General features: G+C 60.0%; 14 protein-coding genes and 1 pseudogene. 9 read left to right on the top strand and 6 right to left on the bottom strand.

What is annotated here, in order from left to right:
* Positions 1–77 precede the first annotated feature (77 nt).
* Positions 78–164, bottom strand: a pseudogene (locus BLR63_RS32310) (IS5/IS1182 family transposase); the annotation flags it as partial.
* Between the two features lie 176 nt (positions 165–340).
* Between BLR63_RS32310 and BLR63_RS08485 the strand changes: the two are divergent.
* From BLR63_RS08485 to BLR63_RS08465, 4 genes are all read left to right on the top strand, one after another.
* Positions 341–1918: a sensor domain-containing diguanylate cyclase gene (locus BLR63_RS08485; RefSeq protein WP_042946383.1), complete on the top strand. Its 1578-nt coding sequence runs from the start codon at positions 341–343 to the stop codon at positions 1916–1918.
* Between the two features lie 940 nt (positions 1919–2858).
* Complete coding sequence (locus BLR63_RS08475) at positions 2859–3461, top strand: LysE family translocator (RefSeq protein WP_042946422.1); 603 nt, start codon at positions 2859–2861, stop codon at positions 3459–3461.
* Positions 3462–3800: 339 nt separating this feature from the next.
* Positions 3801–4784, top strand: a complete 984-nt coding sequence (locus BLR63_RS08470) for a GlxA family transcriptional regulator (protein ID WP_010562748.1) — start codon at positions 3801–3803, stop codon at positions 4782–4784.
* Between the two features lie 50 nt (positions 4785–4834).
* Positions 4835–5776 (top strand): ADP-ribosylglycohydrolase family protein, encoded by a 942-nt coding sequence (locus BLR63_RS08465; RefSeq protein ID WP_010562749.1) that lies wholly within the window; start codon positions 4835–4837, stop codon positions 5774–5776.
* On the opposite strand, the gene BLR63_RS08460 is transcribed toward BLR63_RS08465, so the two are convergent.
* Genes BLR63_RS08460 through BLR63_RS08450 form a run of 3 tightly spaced genes read right to left on the bottom strand, consistent with a single transcriptional unit; the run spans position 5755 to position 8948 of the window.
* Entirely contained in the window at positions 5755–7014 is a 1260-nt protein-coding gene (locus BLR63_RS08460) for an NAD(P)/FAD-dependent oxidoreductase (RefSeq protein ID WP_010562750.1), read from the bottom strand. The two genes, BLR63_RS08465 and BLR63_RS08460, sit on opposite strands and share 22 nt — an antisense overlap.
* A gap of 23 nt (positions 7015–7037) precedes the next feature.
* On the bottom strand, positions 7038–7979 hold the full coding sequence (locus BLR63_RS08455) for a dihydrodipicolinate synthase family protein (RefSeq protein WP_010562751.1): 942 nt from the start codon (positions 7977–7979) through the stop codon (positions 7038–7040).
* A gap of 42 nt (positions 7980–8021) precedes the next feature.
* Positions 8022–8948: a 4-hydroxyproline epimerase gene (locus BLR63_RS08450; protein WP_010562752.1), complete on the bottom strand. Its 927-nt coding sequence runs from the start codon at positions 8946–8948 to the stop codon at positions 8022–8024.
* A gap of 175 nt (positions 8949–9123) precedes the next feature.
* Between BLR63_RS08450 and BLR63_RS08445 the strand changes: the two genes are divergently transcribed.
* Together BLR63_RS08445 and treS are read left to right on the top strand one after the other, a co-directional pair.
* Positions 9124–9903: an AraC family transcriptional regulator gene (locus tag BLR63_RS08445; RefSeq protein ID WP_010562753.1), complete on the top strand. Its 780-nt coding sequence runs from the start codon at positions 9124–9126 to the stop codon at positions 9901–9903.
* An 84-nt stretch (positions 9904–9987) separates the two neighbouring features.
* On the top strand, positions 9988–12054 hold the full coding sequence (gene treS, locus BLR63_RS08440) for a maltose alpha-D-glucosyltransferase (RefSeq protein ID WP_010562754.1): 2067 nt from the start codon (positions 9988–9990) through the stop codon (positions 12052–12054).
* Here the strand turns inward: treS and BLR63_RS08435 are convergent.
* Both BLR63_RS08435 and baeS read right to left on the bottom strand, forming a co-directional pair.
* On the bottom strand, positions 12040–12732 hold the full coding sequence (locus tag BLR63_RS08435) for a response regulator (RefSeq protein WP_010562755.1): 693 nt from the start codon (positions 12730–12732) through the stop codon (positions 12040–12042). The two genes, treS and BLR63_RS08435, sit on opposite strands and share 15 nt — an antisense overlap.
* 3 nt (positions 12733–12735) lie before the next feature.
* Positions 12736–14121 (bottom strand): sensor histidine kinase efflux regulator BaeS, encoded by a 1386-nt coding sequence (baeS, locus tag BLR63_RS08430; protein WP_010562756.1) that lies wholly within the window; start codon positions 14119–14121, stop codon positions 12736–12738.
* Between the two features lie 419 nt (positions 14122–14540).
* Between baeS and pstS the strand changes: the two genes are divergently transcribed.
* From pstS to pstA, 3 genes are all read left to right on the top strand, one after another.
* A complete protein-coding gene (pstS, locus tag BLR63_RS08425) occupies positions 14541–15569 on the top strand; it encodes a phosphate ABC transporter substrate-binding protein PstS (RefSeq protein WP_010562757.1) in 1029 nt (342 codons plus the stop codon).
* A 74-nt stretch (positions 15570–15643) separates the two neighbouring features.
* A complete protein-coding gene (gene pstC, locus BLR63_RS08420; RefSeq protein WP_010562758.1) occupies positions 15644–16609 on the top strand; it encodes a phosphate ABC transporter permease subunit PstC in 966 nt (321 codons plus the stop codon).
* Positions 16609–17523 (top strand): phosphate ABC transporter permease PstA, encoded by a 915-nt coding sequence (gene pstA, locus BLR63_RS08415; protein ID WP_010562759.1) that lies wholly within the window; start codon positions 16609–16611, stop codon positions 17521–17523. Before pstC ends, pstA begins: the two co-directional genes overlap by 1 nt.
* The last annotated feature ends 39 nt before the right edge of the window (positions 17524–17562 follow it).

Here is a 17562-nt window from a genome sequence, read left to right as displayed (position 1 = left end):
TTGGTTTTTCGCGGCGTTTATGATCGGCAACGATATGAATTGAGCCGTCTTGATGTCAGTTAAATGGGTTTGAGAGCTTTATCAAGTAACGGCTGGGGATGTGCGGTGTCGCTGGCTTGTCCGTCTGCTAATAGAAACCTCAGTGGTAAACCATTGGCGTCGCAGCGTATGGATAGAAAATTTCACTGTACATGTCGTAGCTTAAACGATTAATCAGTGTGTTGGGTTGTTAAAATGCCAAGGTAATGGATCGGTGCAAGGTAGATGGCATAAGTATTTTGGGTTATTATTTATGTGTGTAAATGTATAATTTGATCGATTAATTGATGGTGCTGATTTGATGTTGTCTAAGCTTCCTGTACGTGTTGATTTGCGCAGACTGATTTTGCTGTTGTCGATAGTTGTAGCTGTTGCAACATTAGCCAATGCGCTGTATTCGGCCTACAAGGTTCAAAAGCAACAACTGATCGATAGTACTGTCGAGGCTAATCGGGTATATGCGGCTAAATTATCGGTGAGTGTTGAGCAATTTTTTAATACGGCGCAACAGCAGGTGTCTTATAGCGCTCGTCTATTGGGCGCCAAAAACTATGATCATGAATTGGCTACTCTGGAGGCCGAGCGCTTAAAGCTGCAAACGGATAGCTTTAACTCTGTGACTATGGTCGATGCAGAGGGGTATGTAATTGCGGTGTCTCCGGCAACAGTAAGAATTAAAGGGGCGAAATTAGTAAGTCCAGGTGCTGTTGAAGCACTGCGAGAACGGCGGCCACTAATAAGTAAACCATATGTGTCGGCCGTGGGAAATCTGGTTGTCATCGTGTCTAGTCCGGTATTCAGTGAGTCGGGTCGTTATCTTGGATATGTGGGCGGTGCAATTCATTTAAAGCAAAAAAACATTCTTCATGATTTGATTGGTGTTCATTTTTATCGTGATGAATCGTATGTTTATGTTGTCGATTCTGATCGGGTTATTGTTTATCATCCTGATCAAGAACGTATCGGAGTGGTTGAGAATAACGCTGTTGTCGATAAAGTTGTTAGTGGTGCGGATGGCGGGGCAACTGTTGTTAACTCTCTTGGAGTTGAAATGCTTGCGGGTTACGCACCTATTAAATCGGTTGGGTGGGGGATCGTTTCTCAGCAGTCCTCCAGGAAAGCTTTAGTGCCCGTGGAAACTCTTATTTACCAAACGCTATTTGGGGTGCTGCCTGTTGCGGTGCTTGGCGTGCTTGGGGTTTTCTGGTTGTCTGGCTTTATAAGTAGGCCGTTGCGGCAGTTGGCCGACTGCGCGCGAACGATGGAAGCATCGGAAAGTGTACGTAAAATAACTAATGTCAGGTCTTGGTATTTTGAATCCGCGCAGATAAAAAGAGCTTTGTTGCAAGGCCTGATGTTAATGCAGGATAGAATTGGACGATTGAATCGCGAGGTTCAAACAGATCCAATGACCGGGCTCCTGAATCGCCGTGCTTTATCTGGTGTGCTTGATTATCTTTGCAGTGGAGTCAGGCCGTTTTCTGTGGTTACTTTGGATATTGATCACTTCAAGAAAGTCAATGATACCTATGGGCATGATATAGGGGATTTGGTGTTGGTTAAACTTTCTGAAATTATAAAGTCTTGTTCGAGGGAGGGGGATTATTCGTGCCGACTAGGGGGGGAGGAGTTTTTGGTCGTACTGCCAGATGTGCCGCTAATTGCCGCGGTTGAGTTTGCCGAGAGACTTCGGAATACCGTTGCAAATAGTACGATTGATGTGGTGGGTTCCATAACAGTCTCTTTGGGTGTCGCTCATTGGCCGGGCAGTGCGAATGAAATATCGGATGTTCTGAAAATAGCCGATGAGGAGATGTATCGCGCGAAGCAGCAAGGTCGCAATAGGGTTTCGGTTAGACAATTAGTCTCTGCTGTTTAATTTTTTCAGTAATCATCTAGCGCAGCGCTGCATTGCTGGCAGGCGCATGTGTACTGACTGCATCAAGCCCGCGCCGCTCTTTGATGAACGCTCAAGTGAAATCCGAGACGATTCACTGAGCGTTATGGATTAACGACGGAAGCGGAATTTTTCCCAGCCATTTTTGAATCTGAACGTTCCGGTGTCGCCTCGCACGATGTAAAGGCTTGCCCGGTAAGAAGCAGTCAATGGAGAAAAGCCAAACCGTCTGATTTTTTTATAGACCCAAACCCATCCATGGCGATTGGTTGTTCTGGTGGGTCTCAATGCCATTAACAGGTTCCTTCACGCTTGATTTGGCGCCGATAATAGCGATGTGCCTCACGCCAAAGCTGTCAAATAATAACGTTTGGCAATTTTGATCCGCTCCTGATGTCACCGGCCAATGGGTAAGGGTTAATGGTCGCAGTTAAAAATGCATAACCGACCTCGCACCGATGGCGCCGTCACTCACTTTATTTGCCCAAGGACACACTGTATCGCCGCCCATACAAAGCCTACCATCACGTTACACGATAGCCGTGACGTACCGCCTTTTACGCTGTCATAACCTGCGAGAAGTTAATCTCGTCAAGTAAGAGAGTGTTGTCATGAAGTTGAATTGTTTAACTAAGGCGGCTGTTGTTGTCGCGCTGTTGTCAACGTTGTCAGGTTGCTGGATGTTCATGCCTCCGGGTGGGGGCGGTGGCCATGGTGGCGGTGGCGGTCATGGTCAAGGTGGCGGCGGCCCGCGTTAACGAGTAGCCCTGTGAGGTAGGCCATGCACAATGGCCTGCTTTTTTGCCTCATAACCAAAAAAAACAGCAAAGTGTACGCCTTGATCCTTACCTGGCTGTACGGGGCGGTGCTTGCCAAAAGCGATTATTTTCACGGGCAAACCAACCTCGCCTGGATACCGGTCATGTCCACCAGCCTGTTATCAGCCTTTGTACTGTTCGCCTTCGTGTCCTCGATCACGCCAGGTCCCAATAACACGATGCTGCTTGCCTCGGGGGTGAACTTCGGGTTTCGCCGCTCGATGCCTCATGCGCTGGGGATCAGCATCGGTTTCATGCTGCTGGTGATTTCGGTTGGCCTGGGGTTGGGTGAAGTGTTCAAGGTCTTCCCCTGGGCCTACACACTATTGCGCTATATAGGGGCGGCGTATTTGCTGTACCTGGCATGGAAGATTGCAACGGCGGGCGGGATGTCCGACGCCCCCGAGGAACACGCCAAGCCCATCACGTTCCTTGGCGCGGCAGCCTTCCAATGGGTCAACCCCAAGGCATGGATCATGGCGTTGGGGGCGATTACGACCTATACGCCGGCTGATGGGTATTTCACCAACGTGCTGGTGATTGCGCTGGTCTTTGCCGTCGTTAACCTACCGAGCGTGTGCGTGTGGGTCGGGTGTGGCAGCGGCTTGCGCAATGTGTTGCGCGAGCCGCGCTGGCTGCGCGTGTTCAACGGGGCTATGGCCGGTTTGCTGGTGCTGTCGTTGTACCCGATGTTGGCAGCCGGTTGAGTGTCAGACCGGCGAGATGGTCGCCAACAGGCCGATACCGATGGTCAACACCAAAAAGCCGAACAGGAAAAGTGCCATCTTGGCCATAGGGCCTCCGAAGGGTAGGTGGGGACGGGGGCTATTGTCCGCCTCCCTGGCGTTTCAATACAGGCGCAGATCCAAAACAAAAAACCGTATCAGATAGTCTCGCCACCGCTTTACCGCGGGCGTTGAGCGATTACGCTTCATTCAGGATCAGCGTCTGAGACACCCAGCGCATTTCCCCCTAAGATGGCGCCCAGTGCATCAACAATAAGAGTGGGCCAACCCTTGATGGAAAGACGCCAATTCAGCGGTGGTATGAAAGGCAAGAACCTGCGCTACCTCAACGACACCGCCCAGCAGCCCACATCGGTCACCCGCGTGGGCTTTCTGTTGCTCGAGCATTTCTCGCTGCCCGCATTCACCCAGACCCTGGACACCTTCGTCACCGCCAACCTGCTGCGCCCCGACCTGTTTGCTGCGCGTACCTTCGGTTGCGATACCGGCGAAGTCACCAGTGATCTGGGCCTGGTGATTCGTCCCGATGCGCGTCTGGATGCCGCTGCGCTGCCAGAGCTGGAGCTGTTGGTGATCTGTGGCGGTTTTCGCACGGAGCTCAAGGCCAGCGCAGACTTGATTCACTTGCTGCAAAGTGCCGCCGAGCAAGGCGTGCGCCTTGCCGGTTTATGGAACGGCGCCTGGTTTCTCGGGCGTGCCGGGTTGTTGCAAGACTACCGCTGCGCGATCCACCCTGAACATCGCCCGGCCTTGGCAGAAGTGTCCAAAGCCACCCATGTCACCAGCGAACCCTACGTGATCGACCGCGATCGCCTCACTGCCTCAAGCCCCTCGGGCGCCTTCCACATGGCCTTGGACTGGATCAAGGGGCTGCACGGCAAGGCTCTGGTCGAAGGCATCGAGGACATCCTGGCCTTTGAAGAGTCCCGCTACCGACGCATCAAACCCACCGAGAACGTCAGTGTCAGTGCGCCGCTGCGGGAAGTGGTGAAGCTGATGGACGCCAACCTCGAAGAGCCGCTGGAATTGGATCAGCTTGCTGTCTACGCCGGCCGTTCACGCCGTCAGTTGGAACGCCTGTTCAAGGAACAACTGGGCACCACGCCGCAACGCTATTACATGGAGTTGCGCGTGACCGAAGCGCGCCGGTTGCTGCAGCACACCGAGCTGTCGCAGGTGGAAGTGCTGGTGGCGTGCGGATTTGTGTCGCCGAGCCACTTCAGCAAATGCTACAGCGCGTATTTCGGATATCGCCCCTCCAAAGAGAAGCGCTTGGTCAAGTAACCTGAGCGACGTTGGACCTTTATCTGAACGAATCTTTATCAAGGAGTGCTATGACCCTCACGCTTTCGGATCGTTATCGCGGCAGCCTGCTCGGGCTGGCGTGTGGCGACGCTGTCGGGACGAGCGTTGAATTCATGCCGCGTGGGACCTTTGAACCGGTCACGGATATGCTGGGCGGCGGGCCTTTCCAGCTCAAAGCCGGGCAATGGACCGATGACACTTCCATGGCGCTGTGCCTGGCCGAGAGCCTGCTGTGTAAGCAAGGCTTCGACCCGGCGGACCAGATGACGCGCTACCTGAACTGGTGGACGTCGGGCTACCTGAGCGCCACCGGCGAGTGTTTCGACATCGGCCTGACCGTTCGCGAGGCGCTAGCGGCGTTTCAGGACCACGGTGATCCGTTTGCGGGTTCCACCTCGGCTTTTTCCGCCGGCAATGGTTCGCTGATGCGCCTCGCGCCGTTGGTGCTGTTTTACTTTCCAGACCTTCAACGTGTCGATGATTTTGCCCGCCAAAGCTCGCGCACCACACACGGGGCTCAAGAGGCGATCGAATGCTGCGTGGTGCTCGCGCGCGCAATCAGTCAGGCTTTGAGCGGAGCGCCGAAGACGCAGCTGTTGAGCGTCTCCAGCGCCGGTCTTTGCATGCCCGGCGTCGTCGCGATTGCCCAGGGCGACTATCGCGAAAAGACCCGCGCGCAGATAACCGGTTCCGGTTACTGCGTGGCGTCGCTGGAGGCGGCGCTCTGGTGCGTACTGACCACCGACAGCTTCGCGGCTGCGGTGTTGGCGGCCGCCAACCTGGGGGATGATGCGGACACCACTGCGGCCATCGCCGGCCAATTGGCCGGTGCGCACTATGGCGTGCAAGGTATTCCGGTGGCTTGGCTGGAAAAGCTCTGCATGCGTGAAGACATCCAGGACATGGCGGATGCCTTGTTCAAGGTCGCGACTGAAAAGGCAGGCAGCGATCAGAATCTATCCAGGCGATAAGGCCCGAGCGCCGGCAACTCCGCCCCCCGCCGATCCGTACTCGCCAACTGCGCCACCCATTCGGCCGTCACCGCCGCCTGGGTCAGCCCAAGATGCTGGTGACCGAACGCCAGCAGCACTTTGCCCTCGCACACCCGGTCTATGATCGGCAGCGAATCCGGTAACGATGGCCTGAAACCCATCCACGGCGTTGCGTCCTGCGCACTCAGGTCCTGACGAAACAACCCCTGGCTCAAGCGATGCAGCTGCCAGGCGCGTTGCATATTGGCCGGACGTTCGAGGCCGGCGAATTCCACCGTGCCGGCGAGGCGCAAGCCGCCGGCCATGGGGGTCATGATGAATTTGCGTTCCAGGGAGGTCACGGCGAAGGGCAGACGCTCGCGCTCGTGCGGCAGCATCAGGTGATAGCCGCGTTCGGTGTCCAGCGGGACTTTTTTGCCGGTCAGGGCGGCGGTGAGTTTGGCCGAGTGGGCGCCGCAGGCAATCAGCACCTGACGCGCGCTGAAGGCGCCTTGATCGGTGTCCAGCGTGACGCCGTCGGCTTCGACCCGCCCATTGCGCACCTGGCGCGTGAGGAACTGCACGCCACAGGCTTTGGCGGCGTCGACCAATTCGCACACCACTTGGTAAGGATCGAGAAAGTGCCCGGTACCGGGGAAAAACAGTCCGCCCTGGACCCGGTCGCTCAAGTGCGGTGCGACCTGGCGTATGGCGTCACCCGGCCAGAACTCCAGGGGCACATTCTGCTGCTGCATGCGCCGCTGCAGCGTCTCAAGGGCCGCCCGTGAATTCGCCCGCTCATACACCAGCAGCGAGCCTTCTTCGCGCAACAGCCCGGGGCGCCCGATGTTGTGCAGTAAACGCTGCCAGGCTGCCTGGCTGTCTTCGTTCAGCGCGCGAATGCCTGCGACCGTGCGCTGGTAGTGCGTCGGGCCCAGGTTGAACAGCAGGCGGGCAAACCAGGGCAGGGCGCTGGGCAGGTATTTCCAATCCAGGCGCAGCGGGCCCATGGGGTCCAACAGCATGGCGGGCAGGCGTTTGAGGATCGACAGGTCGGCGATGGGAAACACCTGTTCGGTCGCCAGGTGGCCAGCATTGCCATAGGAGGCGCCCATGCCGGGGGCCTGTTGGTCGATCAGCACCACCTGGCGCCCCTGGCGTGCCAACTGCAGGGCGCAGGCGACGCCGATGATGCCGGCGCCGACCACGGCGACATCTGCACGATGCGCGTCGAACATCGCCTAAGCCTCCCCTTGGCCGATCAGCATTGCTCGGCCGACCAGTTGGTATACCACTGGCGGAACAGCGCGTACTGCCGCTCAGCATAGTGGCGCTGGGCGTCGCTGAGCACGTCCGTTTCGTTGAAGTGCAGCGCGTAGGCCGTGTCACCGTTGAGCACCATCAGGTACTTGTAATACAGCACCAGGTCACAGCCTTCGTCGAAGGACGACAGCACCGCCAGCGCCGCTTCCAGTTCAGCGGCCAGGCGCCGGGCCTTGGCATCGCCCTTGGCCGCTTGCTTGCTGAGCGCGACCAGTTGCAGCACTTCCCGCGGCAGGGCGTTGCCGACGCCGGTGATGGCGCCGGTGGCGTTGCAGTTGACGAAGCCGTGCACCACTTGGGTGTCGACGCCGACCATCAGACTCACGCTGTCGTCATGGGAGGTGATGTGTTCCGCTGCGTAACGCAGGTCCGCACCGCCGCCGAATTCCTTGAAACCGATCAGGTTCGGGTGTTCGCGGCGCAGGTCGAAGAACAGCTCGGCGCGGGTGGCGAAGCCGTAGTACGGGCTGTTGTAGATCACCGCCGGCAGCGTTGGCGCGGCCTCGAGGATTGCCGAGAAGTGCGCCTTTTGTGCGGTGGCCGAGGCGCCACGGGACAGCACGCGCGGGATCACCATCAAGCCCTGGGCACCGACCTTGGCCGCATGGGCGGCGTGGGCTACCGCTTCGCGGCTGTTCACTGCCCCGGTACCGACGATGGTCGGCACGCCCGCCGCCACCAGGCGCGCCACGCCTTCCTGGCGCTCGGCTTCGGTCAGCAGCGGCCAGTCGCCCATGGAACCGCAATACACCACGGCGCGCATGCCGATCTCGACCAACTCGCGGCCTTTGGCGACGAGGGCGTCGAAGTCCGGCGTGCGCGCAGCGGTGCACGGGGTCATCAACGCGGGAATGCAACCGGTGAAAATGGTGTCGCTCATTGTCCTGTCTCCCAGCAACGTTCAGTCAGATAAGGTCCGGGCTCAAATGCCCCAGGCAAAAGGGTCCTGCTCGTCGATCAGCAAGGTGCTGTCGGCGGTCATGTAGGCGCGGCCAGTGATAAACGGGCGCACGCCCTCGCTATCCCATTCATAGCGGGCTTCGAAGCGGCTGCCGGTGATGCTCGCCTGTATCCACGGCTCACCGGCGGCGAGCTTGCCGTCGGCGGCCAGGCACGCCAGCTTGGCGCTGGTGCCGGTACCGCAGGGGGAGCGGTCGTAGGCTTTGCCGGGGCACATCACGAAGTTGCGGCTGTCGGCGTGGGCGTCAGTGGCGAACAGTTCGATATGGTCGATCAAGGCCCCGTCGGCGCCATGGATGCCCTGGGTTTCGAGGGCCTTGAGCATGGCCCAGGTGTAGTCGGTGAGGACGTCGACGTTGTCTAGCTCCAAGGTCTGGCCGTGCTCGGAGACCAGGAAAAACCAGTTGCCGCCCCAGGCGATATCGCCGTGGACCACGCCATACCCTGGCACGCGCACCGGCACCTGCTGGCGATGGCGATAGGCAGGCACATTGCGCAGGGTCACGGCGCCGTCCTCGTGCAGCGTCGCCGTCACCGGGCCCACCGGAGTGTCAAGGGTGTGCACGCCCGGCGCGATGCGCCCCAGGTAATGCAAGGACGCAACCAGACCGATGGTGCCGTGGCCGCACATGCCCAGGTAGCCGGCGTTGTTGAAGAAGATCACCCCGCAGGTGGCGCCGGGCGTGACCGGCTCGCAGTACAACGCGCCGACCAGCACATCATTGCCGCGCGGTTCCAGCAGGCAGGCGCGGCGCCATGGGTCGTGCTCGCTGCGCAAATGCTGCAGCTGCTCGGCGATGGTCGCACCGGCCAGTTCGGGGAACCCACTCATCACCAGACGCGTCGGTTCGCCGCCGGTGTGGGAGTCGATCACATGCAGTCGCTTCATAACACGCTCCATCGCGTGGTTGGCCGTGGCCCTACAGTGAACGCTGGGGCGTTGCCGCGATTGATGTTTTTTGCGCGCCACGATGACGAAATCGGCACAGTCGGCGTCGCTCGACAGCGACCCGGTCATGGGGCAATCTGCTCGACGTCCAGGTAAACCGCAGGGAGCCACACTTATGCCGCACCGCGCGTTTGCGAGCCTTTGCCAAGGCACCGAGGCCAATCGCCCCCACAGCCTGGAGCAGTTGTTGGCCGGTGTGATGCAACTGTTGCCGATGCTGGATGTGATCCCCAATGCAGCGATTTTCATCAAGGATGTGCACGCCCGTTACGTCCTGGCCAACCGCACCCTGGTGCAGCGCTGCGGCCTCAAGCACTTGCAGCCATTGCTGGGCAAGACCAGCGCCGAGGTGTTCCCCGCGCAGTTGGGGCCGGGTTACACCGAGCAGGACCGACGCGTGCTGGAGGACGGCTTCGTGCTCGAAGACAGGCTCGAACTGCACCTCTACGGCAGCCGCGAACCCGGCTGGTGCCTGACCCACAAATGGCCGCTGTACGACCACGAAGGCCGCATCATCGGCCTGGCCGGCATTTCCGTCGACCTGCAATCGGCCAGCGAAACCCACCCGGCTTACCAACGCCTGGCCGCCGTGGACGCGCACATCCGCACCCACTTCCACCGCCGCATCACCCTTGGCGAGTTGACGCGCATCGCCGGGATTTCCGTGGCCCAGCTGGAGCGCTACTGCAAGCGCGTGTTCCATCTGACCCCTCGGCAGATGATCCAGAAAGTCCGCCTGGAACACGCCCACCGGTTGCTGCACGGCGACCAGCCGATCACCGAGGTGGGCTTGCTGTGCGGCTACACTGACCACAGCGCGTTCACCCGCCAGTTCAAGGCCTCGACCGGGTTCACGCCGCGCCAGTATCGGCACGCGACAGGCGCAGCGCAGTAGCCGCAAGCATTGCGATGCAACGATTGGCTGTCACGCCGCTCATATGCTTACTAGCAACTTTTCGCGACGACAGGGACTGAGCTTATGACGGCGGCTGAAAACAACCATGTGAACTGGCTGGTGGAACAATCGATGCTGCACGCGGCCCGTCAGCGCGCCAAGCTCTACTCGGGCCAGGGCCGGTTGTGGCAGCAGCCTTACGCGCAGACCCGGCCCCGGGATGCGTCGGCATTGTCATCGGTGTGGTTCACCGCTTACCCGGCCTCGATCGTGACCCGCGAGGGCGGTACCGTGCTGGAGGCGCTGGGGGATGAAGCGCTGTGGCAGGCCTTGTCGAAGATCGGCATCCAGGGCATCCATAACGGCCCGCTAAAAAAATCCGGTGGCCTCATAGGCTCCACGCACACGCCGACCATCGACGGCAACTTTGACCGCATCAGCTTCGAGATCGACCCGCAGCTGGGCACCGAGGCGCAGTTGCAGGCGTTGACGCGCATGGCGGCGGCGCACAACGCGGTGATCATCGACGATGTGATCCCGTCCCACACCGGCAAGGGCGCGGACTTCCGCCTGGCCGAGATGGCCTACGAGGACTATCCCGGCCTCTACCACATGGTGGAAATCCGCGAAGAAGACTGGCCGCTGCTGCCCGATGTGGCCGAGGGGCGCGATGCGCAGAACCTCAGCCCGCTGCAGGTCGATGCACTGCGCGACAAGCATTACATCGTCGGCCAGTTGCAGCGGGTGATCTTCTTCGAGCCCGGTGTGAAGGAAACCGACTGGAGCGCCACCGATGTCGTTATGGGCGTGGATGGCAAGCCGCGTCGCTGGGTGTACCTGCATTACTTCAAGGAAGGTCAGCCGTCGCTGAACTGGCTGGACCCGACCTTCGCCGCGCAACAGATGATCATCGGCGACGCCCTGCACGCCATCGACGTGATGGGCGCGAAAATCCTGCGCCTGGACGCCAATGGTTTTCTCGGTGTGGAACGCAAGCTCGATGGCACCGCCTGGTCAGAAAGCCACCCGTTATCGATCACCGGCAACCAGTTGCTCGGCGGCGCGATTCGCAAGGCCGGCGGTTTCAGTTTCCAGGAGTTGAACCTCACCGTGGATGACATCGCGTCCATGTCCCAGGGCGGCGCCGACCTGTCCTACGACTTCATCACCCGCCCGGCCTACCAGCACGCGCTGCTGATGGGCGATGCCGAATTTTTGCGCCTGATGCTGCGGGAAATGCACCGCCAGGGCATCGACCCCGGCTCGTTGATCCACGCCCTGCAGAACCACGACGAGCTGACCCTGGAGCTGGTGCATTTCTGGACCCTGCATGCCCACGACACCTTCCTCTATCAAGGTCAGACCTTCCCCGGCAATATCCTGCGCGAGCACATCCGCGAACAGATGTACGAGCGCCTGGCCGGCGAACATGCGCCGTATAACCTCAAGTTCGTCACCAATGGCGTGTCTTGCACCACCGCCAGCATCATCACGGCGGCGCTGGGGATTCGTGACCTGGACGCGATCACCTCGGCCGATATCCAGCAGATCCGCCAGATCCATCTGCTGCTGGTGATGTATAACGCCATGCAGCCGGGGGTGTTTGCCTTGTCGGGCTGGGACTTGGTCGGCGCGCTGCCGTTGGCTGCGGAGGAGGTCGCGCACTTGATGCAGGATGGCGATACCCGCTGGATTCATCGCGGCGCCTATGACTTGGTGGAGTTGAACCCGCAAGCCGAACGGTCCGCCGGACAGATGCCACGTTCGAGGGCCTTGTACGGCAGCTTGAACAGTCAGTTGCAGGACCCCGAGTCATTCGCCTCGCAACTGCAAAAGATCCTCGCGGTACGCCGCGCCTACGACATCGCCGCCAGCCGCCAGATCCAGGTTCCGGAGGTAGAAAACCCCGGCTTGCTGGTCATGGTTCACGAATTGCCGGCCGGTAAAGGCACGCAAATCACCGCACTTAACTTCGGCGCCACGCCGATCACCGAAACCTTGTACCTGCCGGACATTGCAGCGGGGATGGTGGTGGACATCATCAATGAGCGGGTCGAAGGCGATCTCACCGCAGAGGGCGCGTTCACCATCACCCTGGATGCCTATGAGGGATTGGCTTTGCGGGTGGTCAGCAGTTCACCGATGGTGTGAGTCGACCAGCTGGAATCGATACCCCACGCCATACAGCGATTCGATCGGGGTTTCTCCCGGACAGGCCTGTTCGAGCTTGCGGCGCAGGTTGCGGATATGGCTGTCCACCGTGCGGTCGGTGACCACGCGGTGGTCGTCGTAGATCTGGTCCAGCAGTTGGTCGCGGGAGAACACGCGGCCGGCGGAACGGGCGAAGGTGTTGAGCAGCCGCAGTTCCACGGGGGTGAGGTCCAGTGGGATGCCGTCGAGCGAGGCCTGGTACTGCGTGTCGTCGATCAGCAGGCGCGGCGCCGTGGTGCTGAGCAGTTGCGGGCTGCGGCGCAGGATGGCCTTGACCCGTGCCACCACTTCACGCGGGCTGAAGGGCTTGCAGATATAGTCGTCGGCCCCCAGGTCCAGGCCGAGCAGGCGGTCCACTTCCTCCACGCGCGCGGTGATCATGATGATCGGCACGCTGCTGAATCCGCGTAGGTCCTGGCACAGCTGCATGCCGTCACGGCCGGGCAGCATCAGGTCGAGCAGGATCAGCTTGGGGTCGTGGGCGCGCACGGCGGGCACTACATGCAGGCCGTTGTCCAGGCACAGGCTGGTATGGCCGGCGGCGGTGAGGTAGTCCTGCATCAAGGTGGCGAGTTTGGGTTCGTCTTCGACGATCAGGATCGGGCGTTCATCGGTCATGGTTCACAGGCTCCGGGGCAGACGCAAGGTCAGCCACAGGCCGCCCAGGGGCGAATGGTCGGCGCTGAGGCTGCCGCCGTGGGCGAGGGCGATGCTGTGACAGATCGCCAGGCCCAGGCCGGCGCCGCCGCTGGCGCGGTTGCGCGATGATTCGCCACGGTAGAAGCGCTCGAACAGGCGTGGCAGCTGTTGGGCGGATACGCCGGGGCCCGAATCCATGAAGTCGATGCGCACCTCATCACGGGTCAGTACGGCACCGATGCGGATCACACCGTTGGCGTCGGTATAGCGCACGGCGTTTTCCAGCAGGTTGGAAAACAGCTGCTGCAACCGACTGGCATCCGCCAGCAGTTCCAGCGGGGTACTGGGCAGTTCCAGTTCGACGCGCAATTGACGCGCGTTCAGGCGCTCCTGGAACATGCCCACGGTGTGTACCAGCAAGTCATTGAGCACGCAGGGGGCTTTGCGGTAAGTCAGGGCGCCGACGTCCGCCATGGACAGTTCATAGAGGTCATCCACCAGTTTGCTGAGCATGCCGACTTCGCCTTGCAGCGATTTCATCGAGCCCTGGTCCAGCGTGCGCACACCGTCCTCGATCGCTTCCAGCTCGCCACGCAGCACCGACAGCGGCGTGCGCAATTCGTGGGAGACATCGGCCATGAATTCGCGGCGCATCTTCTCATTGCGTTCGAGGGTGTAGGCCAATTGATTGAAGTCCCGCGCCAGTTGGCCCACTTCGTCGTTGGAGGCCACGGCCACGCGGCTGGTGTAGTCGCCGCTGGCCAGGCGGTGAGTGGCGGCGGCGACGCGCTTGACCGGCTCCAGTAAGGTGCGGGCGATCCACCAGGCGATCAGCATCGCCAGCAGCAGGGAGAACACGCCCATTACCAGGCTGGTGCGCAACTGATACTGCTCGAAGCGTTCGCCACCGGCTTCGGTCACGCTCTGGAACGGGGTGACGGCCAGCCAGCCGACGATTTCACCGGCCACCTCGACGGGACGCAACAACGCATCGTTGCCGATGGCGGGATAGCCGGTGACGCGCTGCTTGTACTTGTCGAGCAGGGCAATGCGAAACAGAGCGCCAGTCAAGTCCGAGGCCACCGGGGTGTTCAAATCGTTCCTCAGCGGATCTTCACCGGGCTCGGGTCGCATGATCTCGAACCAGCGGTCCGGCTGATTGCGCAGGAATTCCCAGCTGCCTTCACGGGCATAGGCGCTCGCCAGGCGCGGCAGCACCGGTGCCATGCGCTCCAATGCCTGCTCATTGATGTAGCCCAGAAACCCGCGCCCGAAACTCCAACTGGTGGCCACGCCCATGCTCAGGATGACCAGCAGCACACCGGCCAGCACCGCGACAAACAGCTTGGTGGAGATACTCAACTTCATCGATTCGGGCTGCTCGGGAGGGGATGCGCCCATTTAGGCCCTGGCGTGGCAAAGATTCAAGCGATGGGGGCAATCTTCAATTTTCCTGCACATTTGCTTCCCAACATGGCGTATGGCTCAAGCCATTCCGTCTTGCAGAGGCAACTATGTCGACCAAATTCTTCGCCAAGTACCTGGTAATCGCTGCGGTGCTCCTGTGCATTATCTTGCTGGTGCTGCTCGGTGGCTGTTCGGCGGGGGTTTAAAAGTCGTCGAGCAGTGAAGGGGGGGCGCGAGGGTGATTTTGCGTCACACATAATTTGTTACAGGAGGATGGAGGCAAAAGACGTAGGAAAATTCCTCGTGCCACCCAGCTTTCATAAAAGCGTAACAAAGCTGCTGCACAGTTCGGGAGCCCTTAAACACAAGGAGTTCCCTTAATGAAAAGCTTGATGAAGTCTGCTGCACTCGCCGTTGCGGTTTCTCTTTGTGCCAGCTCGGTATTCGCGGCCGACAACGTCCGCCTGACCGGTTCCGGCGCCAGTTTCCCGGCACCGATCTACCTGACCTGGTTCAAGGATTTCAGCAAGAAAACCGAAGGCGTCACCGTCGACTACCAATCCAAGGGCAGCGGCGCGGGTGTGCAGGACTTCCTGAATAAAACCGTGGACTTCGCCGCCAGTGACTCGGCCATGAAAGACGAAGACATCGCCAAGGTCGCCGAGGGCGTGCAGTTGCTGCCAATGACTGCGGGTGAAATCGTGTTGGCGTATAACCTGCCAGGCAATCCAAAGGGCCTGAAGCTGCCACGGGATGTGTACTCCAATATCTTCCTGGGCAAGATCACCAAGTGGAACGATCCTCAGATCGTCGCCGCCAACCCTGGCCTGAAGCTGTCCGATACGCCGATCACCGTTGTCGTACGTGCCGACTCCAGCGGTACCACGGCGGTATTCACCAAGCACCTGGCCGCGATCAACCCTGAGTTCAAGCAGGCGTTGGGCGAGGGCAACACTGTTAACTGGCCTGCCAGCGACAAATTCATCAAATCGCCTAAAAACGATGGTGTGACCGCGACCGTTCGCCAGACTCCGGGCGCGATCGGCTACATCGAATACGGTTTCGCCAAACTGGCCAAGGTTGACTTCGCCCAGTTGCAGAACAAGGCCGGCCATTACGTCGTCCCGAACGCAGAAAGCGGCGCCGAAGCACTGGCTGCGGTGAAGATGCCGGAAAGCCTGGTGGCCTGGCTGCCGGATCCGGACGGTGCCAAGTCCTACCCGATCACGTCCTACACCTGGATGATCTTCCGCAAGGACAACGGCAATCCGGCCAAGGCCAAGGCCATGCGTGAAATGGTCGAATACAGCCTGACCGAAGGGCAGAAAATCGCCGATTCGATGGGCTATATCCCCCTGCCGCCATCGGTTGTCGATCTGGTTCGCAAAGCTTCCGCCAACATCAAGTAAGGCTCGCGAAGCCTCTTTCGGCGTGTGCTGTCAGCCACGCCGAGAGTGTTTCTCCCTTGTTCCGGAATTAGCCAATGAACACACCTTTTGTCGTACCGGTTAATCCGGACTCTGCCTGCCAACCACCGTCCACCAAAGACTTCCTGGTTGATCGCATCTTCCGTGCGCTTGCGCGAATAGGGGTGGTCCTGATTCTGGCATTGGTCTTTGCGCTGGTATTCGAGGTGGGCCGCAAGGCGCTTCCCGGTATGGAAAAGCACGGGTTTGACGTGCTGTTGGGCAGCGTCTGGGATGTTAACCAAGGCAAGTACGGCATTCTGCCGGCGATTTGGGGCACGCTTTACAGTGCGTTGATCGCGTTGCTGATTGCGGGTTTCTTCGGCGTCAGCATGGCGATTTTTCTCACACAGGATTTCTTGCCGGCAAAATTGGCTGCCGTGTTTCGCACCATCGTCGAGTTGCTCGCCGCCATCCCCAGCGTGGTGTATGGCCTGTGGGGCATCTACGTGGTGATTCCGGCGATTCGACCACTGACGGAGTGGTTGAACAGCGAATTGGGCTGGATACCGTTTTTCAGCACGTCCTTGAGTGGGCCGGGGCTGCTGCCGGCGGCGTTGGTACTGGCGATCATGATCCTGCCGACCATTGCCGCGGTGTCCCAGGACGCGCTGACCGCCGTACCGATGAAAACCAAGCAGGCCGCCTATGGCATGGGGACCACTCACTGGGAAGCGATTCTCAAGGTAATGGTGCCGTCCGCCGCCACTGGCATCTTCGGCTCACTGGTGCTGGGCTTGGGCCGGGCGCTGGGTGAAACCATGGCCCTGGCGATGCTGGTGGGTAACGCCAACAACATCTCCCTGTCGTTGTTTGCGCCGGCCAACACCCTGGCAGCCTTGTTGGCGCTGAACTTCCCCGAAGCCGGCCCCAATGAGATCGAGGTGTTGATGTACGCCGCGCTGGTGCTGATGTTCATCACGCTGCTGGTGAATATCCTCGGCTCGATGATCATGCTCTACGCCCAACGGGGGACCAAATAATGACTGACCTCACTTCTCCTGCAGGTCGCTTGACCGCGCCGGCTGGCGCCATGCCCAGCCTGCAGCGCAGGTTCGAAGGCCGCGCCTTGCGCAGCCTGGTGTTGACCACGCTGGTCTGGGGCGGTGCACTGCTGGCCAGCGTGCCGCTGATTTCCGTGCTGTACATGCTGATCACCCGTGGCGGTGCGCGCCTGAGCCTGGAGATCTTCACCGAACTGCCACCCACCGGTTTCGAGACCGGCGGCGGCTTCGGTAACGCCATGGCCGGTACCTTCGTCATGGTCGGTATTGCCGCGGCCATCGCGGTGCCGGTTGGCATCATGGCGGCGATCTTCCTCGCCGAATTGGGCCCGGACAGTAAGCTGGCGAACTCCGCACGCTTTGCCGCCAAGATGCTCACGGGGCTGCCCTCCATTTTGGCCGGCGTATTTGCCTACGCCCTCGTGGTAATGACCACGGGCACCTACTCGGCACCGGCGGGTGGCGTGGCGCTGGCCGTACTGATGCTGCCGATCGTCGTGCTGACGGCCGAAGAGTCGATGCGCATGGTGCCCAAGATCATGAAGGATGCTGCCTACGGCATGGGCTGCACCCGCTCCCAGGTCATCTGGAAAATCATCCTGCCCACCGGCATGCCCGCGATCCTCACCGGCGTCATGCTGGCCGTGGCGCGTGCGGCGGGCGAAACCGCGCCGCTGTTGTTTACTGCGTTGTTCAGCAACTACTGGATCTACCACGACGGCAGCCTGGCGGTGATGAATCCGACCGCGTCGCTGGCCGTCCTGATTTACAACTTTTCCGGCATGCCGTTCGACAACCAACTGGAGCTCGCCTGGGCGGCCTCGTTGGTGCTGGTGATGATTGTGTTGGTCGTGAACATTGTCAGCCGTATTTTCGGCAAGCCCAAGTATTGAGAACGGGAGCATCTGAATTTTGAACGTATCAACTGCGCG

The organism is Pseudomonas extremaustralis, from assembly GCF_900102035.1.
In the GTDB taxonomy this organism is placed as follows: Bacteria; Pseudomonadota; Gammaproteobacteria; order Pseudomonadales; family Pseudomonadaceae; genus Aquipseudomonas; species Aquipseudomonas extremaustralis.
The sequence above is the reverse complement of the archived record's forward strand: the minus strand, read 5'-3'. Positions and strand labels throughout refer to the sequence as shown.